We start from the raw sequence: 16,562 nt of genomic DNA, 5'->3' as shown, positions 1-16,562 counted from the left end.
AGACCCGCTCGCGCAAGCCCTTGCCCGGACAAGAGCCGCACGGAAGATTGGCGGCGTTCGCTCGTTGCAAGGTTTCCCATGTTCGCGCCGCCCGTGCCAGTAGCCGGTGATCCGCTCCTGCCAGCCTATGTGCGGGCCGATGGTGGCGTGCGATTGCGCTTCGGCCGGGTAGGCGAGCGGACGCATCGTCTCGAGCTGGCGGAATCGGGCGGCTACCGCGCCCGTTTTCCCACGACCTTCGATGCAAGCTGCGAGGCCGTGCTGATCAATACCGGCGGCGGCATGGCCGGCGGCGACGCGATGCGGGTCGCAGCCGTGCTGGAAGCCGGCAGCGACGCGGTCATCACCAGCCAGGCCGCCGAGAAGATCTATCGCAGCCAAGGCACTGAGACCCGCATCGAGACGGCTCTCACGCTCAAGGCGGGCGCGAGCCTGGCCTGGCTGCCGCAGGAAAGCATCCTGTTCTCGGGCGCCAGGCTCGCGCGCAACCTGACGATCGATCTCGCGGCGGATGCCAGGCTGGTCGCCTGCGAGTCCGTCTTCTTTGGCCGCAGCGCCATGGGCGAGGCGATGCTGCGTGGCTCGTTGCGCGATCGCTGGCGCATCCGGCGCGAGGGCAAGCTGGTCTTCGCGGATGATCTGCGGCTCGAAGGGGCTGTGGCGGCGAGCCTGGCGCGCCCTGCGATAGCCGCCGGTGCGCGCGCCTCCGCCACGCTGGTCGCAGTGGGGCCCGAGCATCTCCTGGGGCTCGATGACGTGCGCGGGCTGCTCGCGGACGCCCTTCCCGATGTCGAGGCGGGCGCCGGCATCGTCTCCGATTTGCTGGTGGTCCGTCTGCTCTCCCCGGATGCGCAGGCGCTCCGTCGCGTCCTCGTCACGCTGCTCGGGCATTTGACCGGCCGTGCGCTGCCGCGCACCTGGTCAATTTGAGGAGAGCATCATGCTGGCGATCCACGGTCTGAAATGCATCTATGACACCGGCGCGCGCGGGTGGGCGGTCGAGCTTGCCCTGAGCGGCGAGGGCGAGGAGGCAGTGCGCCGCTTCGACGTCGACGGCCCCGATGATGCGGAGATGCTGATCGAAGCCTTTGACGAATCGACCTCCAGCAGCTTCGACCCCGCCACCGGCGAGATCGTCTTCGCCTATGAATATGCCGAGCTTGACGGCGATGAGGACGAGGACGACGAGTCCGAGGAAGACGGCGACGAAGACGAAGAAGACGACGAGGAGGTCGCCGAAGATGAGACCTCCGAGCATGAAGACGAAAAGGTGAAGGCATGAATCTGACGCCGCGCGAAAAGGACAAGCTGCTCGTCGCCATGGCTGCCATGGTGGCGCGGCGAAGGCTCGAGCGCGGCGTCAAGCTGAACTATCCCGAAGCCGTCGCGCTCATCACCGACTACGTCGTCGAAGGTGCGCGCGACGGCAGATCGGTCGCCGATCTGATGGAGGCCGGCGCCCATGTCATCACGGCCGACCAGGTCATGGACGGCATCGCTGAGCTGATCCACGACGTCCAGGTCGAGGCGACCTTTCCCGACGGTACCAAGCTCGTCACCGTGCATGAGCCGATCCGCGGCTCGGCCGGCAGGCTCAAGCCCGGCGAGGTCACGACGCTGCCGGGCGACCTGATCATGAATGAGGGTCGCGAGAGCCTGACGCTGACTGTCGCCAATTCAGGCGACAGGCCGATCCAGATCGGCTCGCATTATCACTTCTACGAGGCCAACCCGGCGCTGCGCTTCGAGCGCGACAAGGCGCGCGGTTTCCGGCTCGACATCCCGGCCGGCACGGCGGTGCGCTTCGAGCCCGGCCAGACCCGCGAGGTGAGATTGGTTGCGCTCGCCGGCAAGCGCGAGGTCTATGGTTTCCGCCAGGATGTGATGGGCAAGCTTTGAACGGACCAGTTGGTAATGAATGATGCGCTGAACGAGGCCGAGCTGCCGCCTGCCGAGGCGGTGGCGCAGCTCAGCAAGAAAAAGGGCGTCTGCGCGCTCACCGGCGTCGAGATGGCGCGCAAGAACCTCGTCGTCCTCGACAGCCTGCGGCCGACGCTGGCCGAGCATATCAGGCGCGATTTTCCCGAGCTCGAAGACCACAGCCTGATCAGCATCAAGGAGCTGGCGCGCTATCGCACGCGCTATGTCGAGGAGATCCTGCGCGAGGAGCACGGCGAATATTCCGATCTCGACCGCGAGGTCGCCGAGAGCATCGCGCGGCAGGAGACGATCGCCGAGAACATCGAGGATGATTTCGAAGAGCATCGCACGCTGGGCGAGCGCCTCTCCGACGGTCTCGCCAAGTTCGGTGGCTCCTGGTCCTTCCTGATCAGCTTCGGCCTGGTCCTGGTCGTCTGGATGGCGATCAATGCGATCATCGGCGAGGGCAAGGCCTTCGATCCCTATCCCTTCATCCTGCTCAATCTCGTGCTGTCCTGCATTGCCGCGATCCAGGCGCCGATCATCATGATGAGCCAGAAGCGGCAGGAGGAGAAAGACCGCTTACGTTCCTCCAACGACTACCAGGTCAACCTCAAGGCCGAACTCGAAATCCGCCATCTCCACGAGAAGATGGACCACCTGATCACGCGGCAATGGCAGCGCCTGGCCGAGATCCAGCAGGTCCAGCTCGAATTGCTGCAGGATCAGCAGGCGATAAAGCCGAAACGGCCGAAGGTGGTGGTCAGGAAGGCGAAGAAGAAACCGAAGCCGAAAGTGGAGGGCTCGTCAGCGCCTCCGGCCACGCCCGAACCGGCCTGAGTCTTGCTGGCAGGTTTTTGAGAAAACAGGGATCCGAGAAACCCCATGCCCTTTCCCTTCCCACGCAACGCCTATGCCGCAATGTTCGGCCCCACCACCGGCGATACGGTGCTCCTGGGCGATACCGAGCTCGTCATCAAGGTCGAGAGCGATTTCACCACCTATGGCGAGGAGGTGAAGTTCGGTGGCGGCAAGGTCATCCGCGACGGCATGGGCCAGAGCCAGGTCCGCAATGCCGACGGTGCGGTCGATACCGTCATCACCAACGCGCTGATCCTCGACCATTGGGGCATCGTCAAGGCCGATATCGGCATCAGGGCAGGGCGCATCTGCGCCATCGGCAAGGCCGGCAATCCCGACATCCAGAGCGGCTTCGGCAATTTCAACCCGTCCGAGACCATCATCGTCGGCCCCGGAACCGAGGTGATCGCGGGCGAAGGCAAGATCATCACGGCCGGCGGCTTCGACAGCCATATCCACTATATCTGCCCGCAGCAGATCGAGGATGCGCTGATGAGCGGCCTCACCACCATGCTCGGCGGCGGCACCGGCCCGGCCCACGGCACCCTGGCGACGACCTGCACGCCTGGCCCCTGGCATCTCGGCCAGATGATCAAGGCGGCTGACGCCTTCCCGATGAACCTCGCCTTCGCCGGCAAGGGCAATGCGGCGCTGCCCGGCGCGCTGATCGAGATGGTCGAGGCCGGGGCGTGTGCGCTCAAGCTCCATGAGGATTGGGGCACGACGCCGGCCGCGATCGACAACTGCCTCTCGGTTGCCGACGATTACGACGTCCAGGTGATGATTCACACCGACACGCTGAACGAGTCGGGCTTCGTCGAGGACACGATCAAGGCCTTCAAGGGCCGCACCATCCATGCCTTCCATACGGAAGGGGCGGGCGGGGGCCATGCGCCCGACATCATGAAGGTGGCGGGGCTGCCCAATGTGCTGCCCTCCTCGACCAATCCGACGCGGCCCTTCACGGTCAATACGCTGGACGAGCATCTCGACATGCTCATGGTCTGCCACCACCTCTCGCCCTCGATCCCGGAGGATCTCGCCTTCGCCGAGAGCCGCATCCGCAAGGAGACGATCGCGGCCGAGGACATCCTGCATGATCTCGGTGCGCTCTCGATGATGTCGTCCGACAGCCAGGCCATGGGCCGCGTCGGCGAGGTCATCACCCGGACCTGGCAGACCGCCCATAAGATGAAGCAGCAGCGCGGCCCGCTGCCGGAGGATGCCGGCACGGGGGCGGATAATTTCCGCGCCAAGCGCTATGTCGCGAAATACACCATCAACCCGGCGATCTCGCATGGCATCTCGCGCCATATCGGCTCCATCGCCGTGGGCAAGCTCGCCGATCTCGTGATCTGGTCGCCGGCCTTCTTCGGCGCCAAGCCGGACCTGATCATCAAGGGCGGCATGATCGCGGCAGCCCCGATGGGCGACCCCAACGCCTCGATCCCGACGCCGCAGCCGGTGCATTACCGCCCGATGTTCGGCGCCTTCGGCAAGGCCGTGACCTCGACCTCGCTGGTCTTCGTCTCGCAGGCTGCGATCGCCAACGGCTTGAAGCAGCGCTTGGGCACCGACAAGGAGATGGTCGCGGTCGAAAACACGCGCGGCGGCATCTCAAAGAAGAGCATGATCCACAACGACGCCACGCCCGACATCCAGATCGACCCCGAGACCTATGCCGTGGTGGCCGACGGCGAATTGCTGGTCTGCGAGCCCGCCAAGGAACTGCCGCTGGCGCAGCGCTATTTCCTGTTCTGAGGGCCGCGAGTTTTCTGCCGAACCTCGCCGTCATTCCGGGCGTAGCGAAGGGAAGACCCGGAATCCATCGTAGAGGGCAGAGCTTTACGATGGATTCCGGATCGGCGCGGCTTGCGCCGCTTGTCCGGAATGACGGCGAGGATGGCCACTAGGTGCAACCTCGATCTTAGCAGCACGAACGTCGATCTGTGCTACTAAGCCTCAAGAAAGCACAATGATATCAAAGCAGTTTGCGGTCACGCTGCCTTCCGCAGGGTCGGCTTGAGCGCAGCCGCGGTCTCCTGCGCACTCGCCAGCGCGGCCTTGCGGTGCTCGGGGCTGAAGTTGATGCCCTCGGCGCGGACGAACTCGACATCGCTGATGCCGATGAAGCCGAACACGGCGCGCAGATAGGGCTCCTGGAAATCGAACGCTGCAGCCGGCGCGCCGGCTGAATAGATATTGCCGCGCGTGACGGCGACGATGACGCGCTTGCCGCCTGCCAGGCCCTGCGGCCCGTTCTCCGAATAGCTGAAGGTCTTGCCGCGGACGGCGATGCGATCGATCCAGGCCTTGAGCTGGGTCGAGATGGTGAAGTTGTACATCGGCGCGCCGATCACGACGGTATCGGCCGCGAGGAACTCGTCCATGATCGCCGTGCTGGTGGCGATCTCCTGCTGGAGCGCCTCGCTGCCCGGCGCGCCGGCGGCTGCGGCGAGATAGGCGCCGGACAGATGCGGGACGGGATCGGCGGCAAGGTCGCGATAGGTCACGTCGAGGCTCGGATCGGCCTGGCGCAGGCGGGCGACGATGGCTGCCGAAACCTCGCGGCTGGCCGAATTCTCGCCGAGGATGCTGGAATCGAGATGAAGCAGTTTCATGGGAAGCCTCTCTGGTATATGTTTGATACTGAGGCTATGTACGAGCCTGCCTAAATCGCGACAAGGAGGCACATTTTTGGAACAAGGGCACACGGATGTGACCGATAGCTGCCGCGTCGTGGCGCCGATCTTGAACCGCATCGGCGACAAATGGAGCGTCCAGATCGTTCGCCTGCTCGGTGATGGGCCGCGGCGTTTCAACGAGATCAAGCGCATGGTCGACGGCATTTCGCAGCGCATGCTGACCCTGAGCTTGCGCGGGCTCGAGCGCGACGGGCTGGTCAACCGCACTGTCTTCCCGACGATCCCGCCGCGCGTCGATTATGAACTGACCGATCTCGGCCGCTCGCTCTGGCTGCCGGTCCAGGCGCTCGGCCTATGGGCCTATGAGCACCATGGCGAGATCAGCCGGGCGCAGAAGGCCTTCGACAAGCGCGCCGGTCTCAGTGAGGAGCAGCCGCGCAAGATCGCAGCAGTGGGCATGGCCGGGCGCTAAGAGATCGCTTGGAGGGGCTCCCATGCATATGCCGTTCATCCTCGGAACCACGCCGTCATCCTGGACAAGCGGCGAAGCCGCGCAGCTCCGGGATTCATCGGAGAGCTCCACAGCCCTACGATGGATCCCGGGCCTCCGCTTCGCTACGCCCAGGATGACGGCGCGATTCCGAGCCTAACCAGCGTGCTCCCGGAGCCTCCTTCGAGACGCCGCTGCGCGACGCCTCAGGATGAGAGCCCAACTCTCCAACGGTCTCCGACGCTCTTTTTTGTTAATCTTCGGTCAACCATGCAGCTTGTGCGGTTGCATCCGGATACAACGTCGAGATGTAATCCAGGAATCAGGCAACCCTCGATCGATCCGGAGTTTCAGGCCGTATGTCCGATCCGATTATCGTCATCGCGCGAGCGCAGGTGCTGGCCGAGGCGCGCGCCAAATTCACGGCCGCTGCGCGCGACTGCATCATCGCCACCCGCCGCGAGCAGGGCTGCCTTTCCTACGACATGCATGAAAGCCTCACCGAACCCGGCCGTTTCATGACCGTCGAGCATTGGGAGACGCGTGCCGATGTCGATCGCCACATGAGCGAGCCGCATCTCATCGCCTTCCTCAATGTCGCAGGGGCTTGCGTCAGCGCCCCTCCGGTGATCGAAGTGGTCGAACCGCGGTCCATCGACCGCCTCTGATCCACTATCGTCACGGGTTTAAACATCATGCTGCGCGCCACCTCCGTCGTTCGCAAGGCTGCAGTCAAAGCGGACAGAATCGTCGAGACGCTGACGCTCGACCATGAGGATCGCAATCGCCGCCGCCTTGCGCTCAAGGGCGATGGCGGGCTCGACATCCTGCTCGACTTGGACAAGCCGACCGCGCTTGGCGACGGTGACGCGGTCAGGCTCGAAGACGGCCGGTTGGTCGTGATCAAGGCGGCCGCCCAAAGCCTGCTCGAGATCCGCGCCGAGAACCCGCTGCGCCTGATGCGGCTGGCCTGGCATATCGGTAACCGCCATACCCCGGCCGAGATCAGCGGCGACGCGATCTATATCGAGAACGACCATGTCCTGGCGGAGATGATCCGGGGCCAGGGCTGCGCCATGAACGCGGTGACGCGTCCCTTCCAGCCCGAGCGCGGCGCCTATGACCACGGCCATGATCATCACGATCACGGGCATGACCATGGCCACGCCCATGCGGCGGATGCTTGCGGCTGCGGGCACGACCATCATGCCGGCCATGATCATGCCCATCACGACCATGCCCACCATGATCACGGGCACGATCATGCGGGCCACGACCACAAGGCCCATGACCACAAGGCCCATGACCACAAGGCCCACGACCACAAGGATCATGACCACAAGGATCATGATCACGGGCACGACCACAAGGCCCACGCTCATGACGATGGCTGCGGTTGTGGGCACGACCACGACCACAAGCACGATCATGGCCACAAGCATGGCGCCGAACATGGTCACAAGGGCCATAGCCACGACCACTGAGCGCTGCTCATGTCGTCGGCCCATCTCCCGCTCATGGTCTGGCTGTCGCCGTCCTTCCCGGTCGGCGCCTTCGCCTATTCGCACGGGCTGGAATGGGCTTTCGAGGCGGGCGATCTTCACGACGCCGCGACGCTGCGGGACTGGCTCGAAGCGCTCGTCGTCCACGGCTCGCTGCGCAACGACCTGATCCTGTTCGCCAACGCCTGTCGCATGGTGGGCGCCGGCGATGATGCGGGTCTCATCGAGACCGCGGAACTGGCCCTGGCGCTGGCCAATTCGGCCGAGCGCCGGCTGGAAACGGTGACGCAGGGCAACGCCTTCATCGCAGCGGTGCGCGCCGCCTGGCCTTGCGACGCGATCGAGCATCTGCGGAGCATCTGGCAGGGCGACATCGCCTATCCCATCGCTGTCGGCGTGGCGGCCGCCGGTCACGGCCTGCCGCTGCGGCCGTCGCTGGAGGCCTATGGGCTTGGCTTCGTCGCCAACCTCGTCTCGGCCTCGGTGCGCCTGGGCATCGTCGGCCAGACCGATGGGCAGCGCATCACGGCCGGGTTGGTGCCGGCCTTGCATGAGGCGGCTGCAGCTGCCGAGACGGCGACGCTCGATGATCTCGGCGGCTGCGCCCTGCGCTCCGATCTCGCATCTTTGCGACATGAGACCCAGTATTCGCGGCTGTTCCGCTCATGATCATGGCGGTTGCGACGGTTTTAGCGCTCGTTCTGGCCGCGATCGCAGGCTTGCATGTCTATTGGGGGCTGGGCGGCCGCTGGCCGGCCTCGACCCAGCAGGGCCTCGTCAGCACCGTCGTCGGCGATGCGAGGCTGAAGCGCATGCCGCCGCCGCTCCTGTGCATTGCTGTCGCCGCCGCGATTGCGGTCACCGCGCTCTGGCCGTTGCTGCTCGCCGGGTCTTTCGCGGGCGTGGCGCCCCGCCGGCTGATCCTGGGCGCTGGCGTCGCGATCATGGCCGTGTTCTTGCTAAGAGGGGTCGCGGGCTATGTCCCGGCCTGGCAGCGAAAGCATGTGCTCGAACCTTTCGCTACGCTCGACAGGTGTTGCTACGCGCCTCTATGCCTCGCGATCGCCGCGGGCTACGCGGTTCTGCTCTTCGAAGGATTGTGATCGGTGACACGCTCCCCCACGGCCCGCTGCGCGTCGGCATCGGCGGCCCTGTCGGCTCCGGCAAGACCGCGCTAATGGAGGTGCTCTGCAAGCGCATGCGCGACACCTACGATCTCTGCGCCATTACCAACGACATCTACACCAAGGAGGATGCGCGCCTGCTGACGGTGGCGGGCGCGTTGCCGCAGGAGCGCATCATGGGCGTCGAGACCGGCGGCTGCCCCCATACCGCGATCCGCGAGGACTGCTCGATCAACCTCGCCGCGGTCGAGGAGATGCGCGGCAAATTCCCCAATCTCGACATCATCCTGATCGAGTCCGGCGGCGACAATCTCGCCGCGACGTTCTCGCCCGAGCTCGCCGACCTGACGATCTACGTCATCGATGTCGCGGCCGGCGAGAAGATCCCGCGCAAGGGCGGGCCGGGCATCACCCGCTCGGACCTGCTCGTCATCAACAAGACCGATCTCGCCCCCCATGTCGGCGCGGATCTTGGGGTCATGGACCGGGATTCGCGGCTGATGCGCGGCAAGCGCCCCTTCGTCTTCACCAATACGAAGCTGGGGGAGGGCGTCGATGTGGTGGTGGATTTCATCGAGACGGCGGGCGGGCTCCGGGCTGCGCCTGCGGCGTGAGCCATCGCGGCCGCTGGCCTGACTCTTGCTGGCTTTCCAGCCTATCGACACCGGCGTAACACCTGTGGGTGGCGAAGACTTGCGGGTGAAATGCCGGCGCCCCCTTGCGGACCATGAGACCAGATCTGAAAATCCTGATCGTCGATGCCAATCCGGTGCGCGCGGCCATCATCGATGAGGGCCTGCGCGAGGCCGGCTTCACCGATCTCGTTCGCATCGGCGCGACCAACGGGCTCGTCGCGGCGATCGAATTGCATGACCCCGACGTGGTCGTCATCGACCTCGAGGATCCCAGCCGCGATGCGCTTGCCGACATGTTCCTGGTCAGCCGCCATGTCCGGCGGCCGATCACCATGTTCGTCGATCAGTCGGATTCGGCCTCGATCGAGGCGGCGGTCGAGGCCGGCGTCTCCGCCTATATCGTCGACGGGTTGAAGAAGGAGCGCATGCAGCCGATCCTGCAGACCTGCATCAGCCGCTTCAACGCCTTCCGCAAATTGCGCGAGGAACTCGACGAGGCCCGCTCGCAGCTCGAGGACCGCAAGACGATCGACCGCGCCAAGGCCATCGTCATGCGCATGAAGGGCCTGCCCGAGGAAGAGGCCTACGCGCTCCTGCGGCGCACGGCGATGAACGAAAAGCGCAAGCTCGTCGACATCGCGCGCTCCATCATCACAGCCGCCGAGGTGCTGAAATGACCCTGCACTTGCGCGTCGGTTTCATGCCGCTGGTCGATTGCGCCCTCGTCATCCTGGCGAAGGACGAGGGTTTTGCCGAGGCCGAGGGCCTCAACCTCGAACTGGTGCGCGAGGTCTCCTGGTCGAACCTGCGCGACAAGCTCAATGTCAGGCTGTTCGACGCCGCCCATATGCTGGGACCGGCCGCCATCGCCGCGACCTTGGGCGTCGGCGGCGTCAAGGCGCCGATGGCGGTGCCGCTGGCGCTCAACCTCGACGGCGCGGCGATCACCCTCTCGGTGCGCCGCTATGAGGAGCTGGCGCGGCTCGCAGAGGGCGACATGGCCGACACCACGGTCTCCGCCCGGGCGCTCGCCGCCATGGTCGAGCGCCGCAAGGCCTCGGGCCTGCCGCCATTGACGCTTGCCGCTGTCTTCGGCTTCTCCAGCCACACCTATCTGCTCTGCGAGTGGCTGGCCAAGGCCGGGCTCGTCCTCGGCAAGGACATTCGCTTCGAGGTCGTGCCGCCGCCGCAGACGGTGGAGGCGCTGACCAGCGGGCGGGTCGACGGTTTCTGCGCGGGTGCGCCCTGGAACACGGCCGCTGTCGCTGCCGGCGTCGGCGCCATGGTCCATTGCAGCGTCGATCTGCGCCGCAACTGCCCCGACAAGGTGCTGGCCTGGCGCGCCGACGATGCGGACCGCCGTGCGGCTGCGGTCTCGAAGCTCAATGCCGCGATCCTGCGGGCGAGCGATTGGGCCTGCCAGCCCGCCAATTTCGGCCGCATCGCCATGCATCTGTCGAAGCCCGATCGGCTCGCGCTACCCGCCGATATCCTGGAGCCGGTGCTGCATTGGGAGTTGCTGCAGGGAGCGGGGCGGCCGCCCCGCAAGGTCGAGCGCTTCATCCGCTTCGACCGCGAGGCGCTGCGGCCCGATCCCGGGCATGCCGACTGGATTCTCGCAGGCATGGAACAGGCCGGCCAGATCATCCGCAGCCCGGAGATGACGGAGCAGGCCAGGGCCGTCTTCCGGCCTGCTCTCTTTGCAGGCAACGGCCATCGCCCTTGAGGGGTTGCGCATTTTTTGTGCGGGTGCGGTTGAATTGTGCGGCGCAATAAGGCGCGCCGCGACCAGGGCCGGCGGGGGGACAATACCTCTAAGCTATTGAAATTCTAAGAATTGTCCTGGCCTGAGCCGGTTGGCACGATCCTTGTTGGCGTTGGAGTGACGCGGCCAAGGCTGCCCGCGCCCAATTTCAAATCGAAACGCACAGCAACGCCGCTGTCGAACGTGCCTCAACCGGGTGCTTTCGCGCGGCGTTTTTCGTTTTGGCGGCGCAGACGAGTTCGACCCAGACCCCAGCTTTAAGTCCAGCAGAGAGGCGATCGATGACAGAGACAGTCGAGACCAGGGTGAAGCCGGCGAAAGCCACCGCCAGCCGCCGCCAGCTCCTAAAACTCTCCGGCGCGGCCGCCTTGCTTGCCGCTGCCAGGGCTGCGCTGCCGTCGGGCGCCTTCGCTCAATCGGCCGGACCCGAGGTCAAGGGCACGCGCCTCGGCTACATCGCCTTGACCGATGCTGCACCCCTGGTCCTCGCCAAGGAGAAGGGCCTCTTCGCCAAATACGGCCTGCCCGACATGGACATCGCCAAACAGGCCTCCTGGGGCGCGACGCGCGACAACATGGCGCTCGGCTTCAAGAACAACGGCATCGATGGCGGCCATATCCTGCGCCCGAAGACGCATCTCTACAGCACCGGCAAGGTGATGCAGAACGGCCAGCCTTTGCCGATGTACACGCTGCTGAACCTCAACCAGGACGGGCAGGCGATCTCGGTCTCGAATGAATACAAGGACCTCAACGTCCAGAAGGATTCCTCGCCGCTGAAGCTAGCCTTCGAGCGCAAGAAGGCCGCCGGCAAGGAACTCACGGCCGCGATGACCTTCCCGGGCGGGACGCATGATCTCTGGATCCGCTACTGGCTCGCCGCCGGCGGCATCGATCCCGACAGCGACATCAAGGTCATCACCGTGCCGCCGCCGCAGATGGTGGCGAACATGAAGGTCGGCACGATGGACTGCTTCTGCGTCGGCGAGCCCTGGAACGAGCAGCTCGTCAACCAGAACATCGGCTACACTGCACTCACCACCGGCGAGCTCTGGTTCAAGCATCCCGAGAAGATCCTCGGCATGCGCGCCGATTTCGTCGACGCCAATCCCAAGGCGACGCAGGCCATCCTGATGGCGGTGATGGAAGCCCAGATCTGGGCCGACAAGATGGAGAACCGCCAGGAACTGGCCGAGATCGTCGGTCGCCGGCAATGGTTCAACGTCCCCGTCACCGACATCAACAAGCGCCTGCAGGGTGACATCAACTACGGCAATGGCCGCGAGGTGAAGGGTACCAACCTCTACATGAAGTTCTGGGGCGAAGGTGGCGAGGTCTCCCACCCCTTCAAGAGCCACGACAGCTGGTTCGTCACCGAGAACATCCGCTGGGGCAAGTTCGAGCCGACGATCGACATCAAGGCCCTGGTCGACAAGACCAATCGCGCCGATCTCTGGCGCGAGGCCGCCAAGACGCTCGGCGTGGCGGGGGCTCCCACAGTGGATTCGCGCGGCGTCGAGACCTTCTTCGACGGCGTGAAGTTCGATCCCGCTGCGCCGCTGGACTATCTCAAGGCACTCAAGATCAAGCGGGTGGCCTGATCGCATGGCCGAGCCGCTGATCATCGTGGGGAAGGGCATGGCCGCGACGCGGCTGGTTGACGAGCTCAGCCAGCGCGCGCTCGGGCGCTATTCCATCGCGGTGATCGGCGCGGAAGGCCGGCTCGCCTATAACCGGGTGCTGCTCTCGCCCTTGCTGGCGGGCGAGATCGCCGAGCCCGATATCGAGCTGAAGCCCGCCGCCTGGTGGCGCGCGCGCGGCGTCTCGATGATCTATGGCCGCAGCGTTGCGGGCATCGACCGCGCTGCCAGGACGGTCACGCTGGAGGACGGGCTGGTCTTGCCTTACGGCAAGCTCGTCCTCGCCACCGGCTCCAAGCCTCTGAAGCCGCCTTTCCCGGGCGGCGATCTGCCGGGCGTCGCGACCTTCCGCGACACCGCCGATGTCGGGATGATGCGGGCCTATGCGCAGCGCGGGGCGCGCATCGTCGTCATCGGCGGCGGCCTGCTCGGGCTCGAGGCGGCCTATGGTCTCTCAAAAGCCGGCGGTCAGAGGGCCGGCCAAGTCACGCCCGGCCAAGTCACGCTGCTGCATCTGGTCGACCGGTTGATGGAGCGCCAGCTCGATGCCGAGGGCGCGGGCCTGCTCGCAGCCGCGATCACGGCGCGCGGCATCGATGTCCGGCTGAGCAGCGCGACCAAGGGTTTCGTCGGCACGGACAAGGTCGAGGGCGTCGAGCTTCAGGACGGCACGATCATCCCTGCCGATCTCGTCGTCATCGCCATCGGCGTGCGGCCCAACGCCGATCTCGCCAGGGCGGCGGGGCTCGCCGTCAATCGCGGCATCGTCGTCGACGATGCGATGGCGAGCGAGGATGCCAATATCTTCGCGATCGGCGAATGCGCCGAGCATCGCGGCCAGGTCTATGGCCTCGTCGAGCCGGCCTATGAGCAGGCGCGCGTGCTGGCGATGCGGCTTGCGGGCCAAAAATCCGCGGGGCAAGAATCTGCGGGCACGGAGGCGGCTTACGCCGGCTCGCTGCTGGCGACCAATCTCAAGGTCAGCGGCGTCGGTGTCTTCTCGGCCGGCGAGTTCGAGGCGGGCGAGGGCACTGAGGTCCTCGTGCTGCGCGATCCCGCCGCCGGCATCTACCGCAAATTCGTGCTGCGCGATGGCAGGCTCGCGGGCTGCGTCCTCGTCGGCGATACGCAAGGCGCCCTGTTCTATCTCGGCCTGATCCGCTCCGGGCAGGACATCTCCGCGATCCGCGCCGATCTGCCCTTCGGCGAGCCTTACTGCATCAGGGAGGCCGCCTGACATGCGCATCGATGACGCCTCGCTAGGCCCTGGTATTCCCGATCCGGCGATCCGCACCACCTGCCCCTATTGCGGGGTCGGCTGCGGCGTGCTGGCGACGCGCGATGGCAAGGGCGGAGCGGCGATCGCGGGCGATCCCGCCCACCCCGCCAATCTCGGGCGGCTCTGCTCGAAGGGCTCGGCGCTCGGTGAGACGCTCGACCTGGGCAGCCGTGTGATGCACCCGCTGAAGCGCAATGCGGCGGGTGGCTATGACCGCGTCACCTGGGAGCTCGCGCTCGATGCGGTCGCAGGTGGTTTGAGATCGATCATTCGACAGCATGGCCCTGAGGCCGTCGCCTTCTATCTCTCCGGCCAGCTCCTCACCGAGGATTACTACGTCGCCAACAAGCTGATGAAGGGTTTCATCGGCTCGCCCCATGTCGACACCAATTCGCGGCTGTGCATGTCCTCCACGGTCGCCGGCCACAAGCGCGTCTTCGGCTCCGACACGGTGCCGGGCAATTACGAGGACCTCGACAGCGCCGATCTGATCGTGCTGGTCGGCTCAAACACCGCCTGGTGCCATCCGGTGCTGTTCCGTCGCATCCAGCAGAACCGCAGCGAGCGCGGCGCCAAGGTCGTCGTCATCGATCCGCGCGTGACGGCTACCGCCGAGGATTGCGACCTGGTTCTGCAGCTCAAGCCGGGCTCCGACAGCGTCCTGTTCGCAGGACTGCTCGTCCATCTCGCCGAGCACAGCCTGACCGACGCGACCTATCTCGCGCGCCACGCCAGCGGTTTCGAGGCCGTGCTGGAGAATGCGCGCGGCATCGCGCCCGACATCGCCGCCGTCTCCGCGCGCACCGGCCTGAGCCCGGCCGATATTGCCGCCTTCTATGCGCTCTGGGCCGGCACGCCTGCCGTGGTCACGGCCTGGAGCCAAGGCGTCAACCAGTCGGCGCAAGGCACCGACAAGGTCGCCTCCATCCTGCATTGCCATCTCGCGACCGGCCGCATCGGCCGGCCCGGCGGCGGGCCGTTTTCCCTGACCGGCCAGCCCAACGCCATGGGCGGGCGCGAGGTCGGCGGGCTCGCCAATATGCTCGCCGCCCATATGGGCTATTCGGCCGTCGAGATCGACCGCGTCCGCCGCTTCTGGAAGGCGCCCAACATGGCGCAGCATGAAGGCTTGAAGGCCGTCGCCATGCTCGATGCTGTGGCAGACAAGCGCATCAAGGCGCTCTGGGTGATGGCGACCAACCCGGCCGTCTCCCTGCCGCGCGCCGACCATGTCATGGCGGCGCTGCGGGGGCTCGATCTCTTCATCGTCTCCGAGAATGTGCTCTCCAACGACACGCTCGCCGCCAAGCCGCATTTCATCCTGCCGGCAGCCGCCTGGGGCGAAAAGGACGGCACGGTCACCAATTCCGAGCGCCGCATCTCGCGCCAGCGCGCCTTCCTGCCCTTGCCCGCCGAGGCCAGGCCGGATTGGTGGATCATCTGCGAGATCGCCAGGCGGCTGGGCTTCGCCGCCGGCTTCGGCTTCGCCGATGCCTCCGAAATCTATGCCGAGCACGCAGCGTTGTCCGCCTTCGAGAATGACGGCACCCGCGATTTCGACATCGGCGCCCATGCCGGATTGACCAGGCGCGGCTATGACGCGCTCAGGCCCGTGCAATGGCCCGTGCCCGCCGGTCGATCGCAGGGCACAGCGCGGCTCTTCGCCAATGGCGGCTTCTTCACGCCCGATGGCTGCGCCCAGATGAAGCCGCTCGCCATGCCTGCGCTGGCGGCTGAGCCGAGCGAGGCGTTTCCGCTGCTGCTCAACACCGGCCGCGTCCGCGATCACTGGCATACCATGACGCGCACCGGCCTGAGCGCGCGCCTCTCAGCCCATGTCAGCGAGCCCAGTGTCCATGTGAATCCGGCCGATGCCGCCCGTTTCGGCCTGGAGGAGGGCGGTTTCGCCCGCATCGCCAACGCCCATGGCGCGGTCGTGCTCAAGGTCCTGCGCGACGAGGGCGTGCCGGCCGGCTCGCTCTTCGCGCCGATCCACTGGTCGGCCGAGACGGCGTCGGATGCGCGTATCGGCGCGGCCGTGCAGCCCTTCTGCGATCCCTATTCCGGCCAGCCGGAGATGAAGGCGACGCCCTCTTCCGTTGCGCCCGTGAGCTATGCATCGCAGGGCTTCGTGCTGTCGCGTGAGGCCTTCGCCCTGCCGGCGGGAAGCTGGTGGGCGAGCGTTGCGGTCGAAGGCGGGCAGGGCCGTCTGTTTGCGACCGACGCCTCGGTCGATGATCTGATGGCGGCGGTGCGCTCAGCCTTCGGTGAGGATGGTCTCACCGAGATGATCGACCGTCAGGGCGGCGCCTATCGTTGCGCCGTGACGCTTGAAGGCAGGCTGATCGCTGCGCTCTTCGTCGGCCCCTCCGGGCGCGCACCGCTCTGGGACACGGTCAAGCTCGCCTTCGCCGATGCCGGCCTCGCGCCGGAAAACCGGCTCGCCCTGCTCGCCGGCCGCCGGCTCGATGGCGCGGCCGATCCCGGCCCCACGGTCTGCGCCTGTTTCGGCGTCGGCCTCAATGCGATCCGCGCGGCCTTCGCCGGCGGTGGCGCGATGACGCCAGAGGATATCGGCCGGCAGCTCAAGGCCGGCACGAATTGCGGCTCCTGCCTGCCGGAAATCCGGCGCATCGGCGCGCAAGCGCGCGAGACGGTGGCGGCATGACGGACGCGACGGACCAATTCAATCAGAGGAGTA

At 66.1% G+C, this 16,562-nt stretch carries 17 protein-coding genes; 16 read left to right on the top strand and 1 reads right to left on the bottom strand.

From position 1 onward, the window contains the following. Positions 1-78: 78 nt before the first annotated feature. From RMR04_RS21155 to ureC, 5 genes are read left to right on the top strand one after another with little or no spacing between them, the layout of a single operon-like run. Positions 79-930 (top strand): urease accessory protein UreD, encoded by an 852-nt coding sequence (locus RMR04_RS21155; protein ID WP_311910348.1) that lies wholly within the window; start codon positions 79-81, stop codon positions 928-930. Positions 931-940: 10 nt separating this feature from the next. Beyond that, complete coding sequence (locus tag RMR04_RS21150) at positions 941-1,282, top strand: hypothetical protein (protein WP_311910347.1); 342 nt, start codon at positions 941-943, stop codon at positions 1,280-1,282. Next, on the top strand, positions 1,279-1,899 hold the full coding sequence (locus RMR04_RS21145) for an urease subunit gamma (protein WP_083269318.1): 621 nt from the start codon (positions 1,279-1,281) through the stop codon (positions 1,897-1,899). Before RMR04_RS21150 ends, RMR04_RS21145 begins: the two co-directional genes overlap by 4 nt. Positions 1,900-1,914: 15 nt before the next feature. After that, complete coding sequence (locus tag RMR04_RS21140) at positions 1,915-2,760, top strand: DUF1003 domain-containing protein (protein WP_311910345.1); 846 nt, start codon at positions 1,915-1,917, stop codon at positions 2,758-2,760. Between the two features lie 45 nt (positions 2,761-2,805). Continuing rightward, positions 2,806-4,542, top strand: coding sequence for an urease subunit alpha (gene ureC / locus RMR04_RS21135; RefSeq protein ID WP_311910344.1), 1,737 nt, complete (start codon positions 2,806-2,808; stop codon positions 4,540-4,542). 236 nt (positions 4,543-4,778) lie between these two features. Here the strand turns inward: ureC and RMR04_RS21130 are convergent, their stop codons facing one another. Further along, on the bottom strand, positions 4,779-5,402 hold the full coding sequence (locus tag RMR04_RS21130) for an FMN-dependent NADH-azoreductase (RefSeq protein WP_311910343.1): 624 nt from the start codon (positions 5,400-5,402) through the stop codon (positions 4,779-4,781). Between the two features lie 76 nt (positions 5,403-5,478). Here RMR04_RS21130 and RMR04_RS21125 point away from each other — a divergent pair, with 76 nt between their 5' ends. From RMR04_RS21125 to RMR04_RS21075, 11 genes are all read left to right on the top strand, one after another. Next, positions 5,479-5,898, top strand: coding sequence for a winged helix-turn-helix transcriptional regulator (locus RMR04_RS21125; RefSeq protein WP_311910342.1), 420 nt, complete (start codon positions 5,479-5,481; stop codon positions 5,896-5,898). 377 nt (positions 5,899-6,275) lie between these two features. Beyond that, entirely contained in the window at positions 6,276-6,584 is a 309-nt protein-coding gene (locus tag RMR04_RS21120; RefSeq protein ID WP_311910341.1) for a putative quinol monooxygenase, read from the top strand. Between the two features lie 27 nt (positions 6,585-6,611). After that, positions 6,612-7,400, top strand: a complete 789-nt coding sequence (locus RMR04_RS21115) for an urease accessory protein UreE (protein ID WP_311910340.1) — start codon at positions 6,612-6,614, stop codon at positions 7,398-7,400. A 9-nt stretch (positions 7,401-7,409) separates the two neighbouring features. After that, positions 7,410-8,087, top strand: a complete 678-nt coding sequence (locus RMR04_RS21110; protein WP_311910339.1) for an urease accessory protein UreF — start codon at positions 7,410-7,412, stop codon at positions 8,085-8,087. Next, positions 8,084-8,521: a DUF3995 domain-containing protein gene (locus RMR04_RS21105; protein ID WP_311910338.1), complete on the top strand. Its 438-nt coding sequence runs from the start codon at positions 8,084-8,086 to the stop codon at positions 8,519-8,521. Before RMR04_RS21110 ends, RMR04_RS21105 begins: the two co-directional genes overlap by 4 nt. After that, positions 8,521-9,156: an urease accessory protein UreG gene (gene ureG, locus RMR04_RS21100; protein ID WP_311915899.1), complete on the top strand. Its 636-nt coding sequence runs from the start codon at positions 8,521-8,523 to the stop codon at positions 9,154-9,156. The genes RMR04_RS21105 and ureG overlap by 1 nt, the downstream gene beginning before the upstream one ends. A 113-nt stretch (positions 9,157-9,269) precedes the next feature. Continuing rightward, the gene (locus RMR04_RS21095) at positions 9,270-9,854 is read left to right on the top strand and encodes an ANTAR domain-containing response regulator (RefSeq protein WP_069690482.1); all 585 of its coding nucleotides are present in this window, start codon (positions 9,270-9,272) and stop codon (positions 9,852-9,854) included. Beyond that, positions 9,851-10,903, top strand: a complete 1,053-nt coding sequence (locus RMR04_RS21090; RefSeq protein WP_311910336.1) for a CmpA/NrtA family ABC transporter substrate-binding protein — start codon at positions 9,851-9,853, stop codon at positions 10,901-10,903. The genes RMR04_RS21095 and RMR04_RS21090 overlap by 4 nt, the downstream gene beginning before the upstream one ends. A gap of 320 nt (positions 10,904-11,223) precedes the next feature. Next, positions 11,224-12,543 (top strand): CmpA/NrtA family ABC transporter substrate-binding protein, encoded by a 1,320-nt coding sequence (locus tag RMR04_RS21085; RefSeq protein ID WP_311910335.1) that lies wholly within the window; start codon positions 11,224-11,226, stop codon positions 12,541-12,543. A gap of 4 nt (positions 12,544-12,547) precedes the next feature. Continuing rightward, a complete protein-coding gene (locus RMR04_RS21080) occupies positions 12,548-13,819 on the top strand; it encodes an NAD(P)/FAD-dependent oxidoreductase (RefSeq protein WP_311910333.1) in 1,272 nt (423 codons plus the stop codon). Position 13,820: 1 nt separating this feature from the next. Continuing rightward, positions 13,821-16,529, top strand: a complete 2,709-nt coding sequence (locus RMR04_RS21075) for a molybdopterin-dependent oxidoreductase (protein WP_311910331.1) — start codon at positions 13,821-13,823, stop codon at positions 16,527-16,529. Positions 16,530-16,562: the final 33 nt, after the last annotated feature.

Origin of the sequence: Bosea sp. 685, from assembly GCF_031884435.1 — a bacterium.
In the GTDB taxonomy this organism is placed as follows: Bacteria; Pseudomonadota; Alphaproteobacteria; order Rhizobiales; family Beijerinckiaceae; genus Allobosea.
Note: the sequence above shows the minus strand (reverse complement) of the source record. Positions and strands in the feature narration are given on the sequence as shown.

Excerpts from the sequence above, each read along its gene's own strand:
- RMR04_RS21155 (WP_311910348.1), top strand. The coding sequence starts at position 79 with ATGTTCGCGCCGCCCGTGCCAGTAGCCGGTGATCCGCTCCTGCCAGCC.
- RMR04_RS21150 (WP_311910347.1), top strand. The coding sequence starts at position 941 with ATGCTGGCGATCCACGGTCTGAAATGCATCTATGACACCGGCGCGCGC.
- RMR04_RS21145 (WP_083269318.1), top strand. The coding sequence starts at position 1,279 with ATGAATCTGACGCCGCGCGAAAAGGACAAGCTGCTCGTCGCCATGGCT.
- RMR04_RS21140 (WP_311910345.1), top strand. The coding sequence starts at position 1,915 with ATGAATGATGCGCTGAACGAGGCCGAGCTGCCGCCTGCCGAGGCGGTG.
- ureC (WP_311910344.1), top strand. The coding sequence starts at position 2,806 with ATGCCCTTTCCCTTCCCACGCAACGCCTATGCCGCAATGTTCGGCCCC.
- RMR04_RS21130 (WP_311910343.1), bottom strand. The coding sequence starts at position 5,402 with ATGAAACTGCTTCATCTCGATTCCAGCATCCTCGGCGAGAATTCGGCC.
- RMR04_RS21120 (WP_311910341.1), top strand. The coding sequence starts at position 6,276 with ATGTCCGATCCGATTATCGTCATCGCGCGAGCGCAGGTGCTGGCCGAG.
- RMR04_RS21115 (WP_311910340.1), top strand. The coding sequence starts at position 6,612 with ATGCTGCGCGCCACCTCCGTCGTTCGCAAGGCTGCAGTCAAAGCGGAC.
- RMR04_RS21110 (WP_311910339.1), top strand. The coding sequence starts at position 7,410 with ATGTCGTCGGCCCATCTCCCGCTCATGGTCTGGCTGTCGCCGTCCTTC.
- RMR04_RS21105 (WP_311910338.1), top strand. The coding sequence starts at position 8,084 with ATGATCATGGCGGTTGCGACGGTTTTAGCGCTCGTTCTGGCCGCGATC.
- RMR04_RS21095 (WP_069690482.1), top strand. The coding sequence starts at position 9,270 with ATGAGACCAGATCTGAAAATCCTGATCGTCGATGCCAATCCGGTGCGC.
- RMR04_RS21090 (WP_311910336.1), top strand. The coding sequence starts at position 9,851 with ATGACCCTGCACTTGCGCGTCGGTTTCATGCCGCTGGTCGATTGCGCC.
- RMR04_RS21085 (WP_311910335.1), top strand. The coding sequence starts at position 11,224 with ATGACAGAGACAGTCGAGACCAGGGTGAAGCCGGCGAAAGCCACCGCC.
- RMR04_RS21080 (WP_311910333.1), top strand. The coding sequence starts at position 12,548 with ATGGCCGAGCCGCTGATCATCGTGGGGAAGGGCATGGCCGCGACGCGG.
- RMR04_RS21075 (WP_311910331.1), top strand. The coding sequence starts at position 13,821 with ATGCGCATCGATGACGCCTCGCTAGGCCCTGGTATTCCCGATCCGGCG.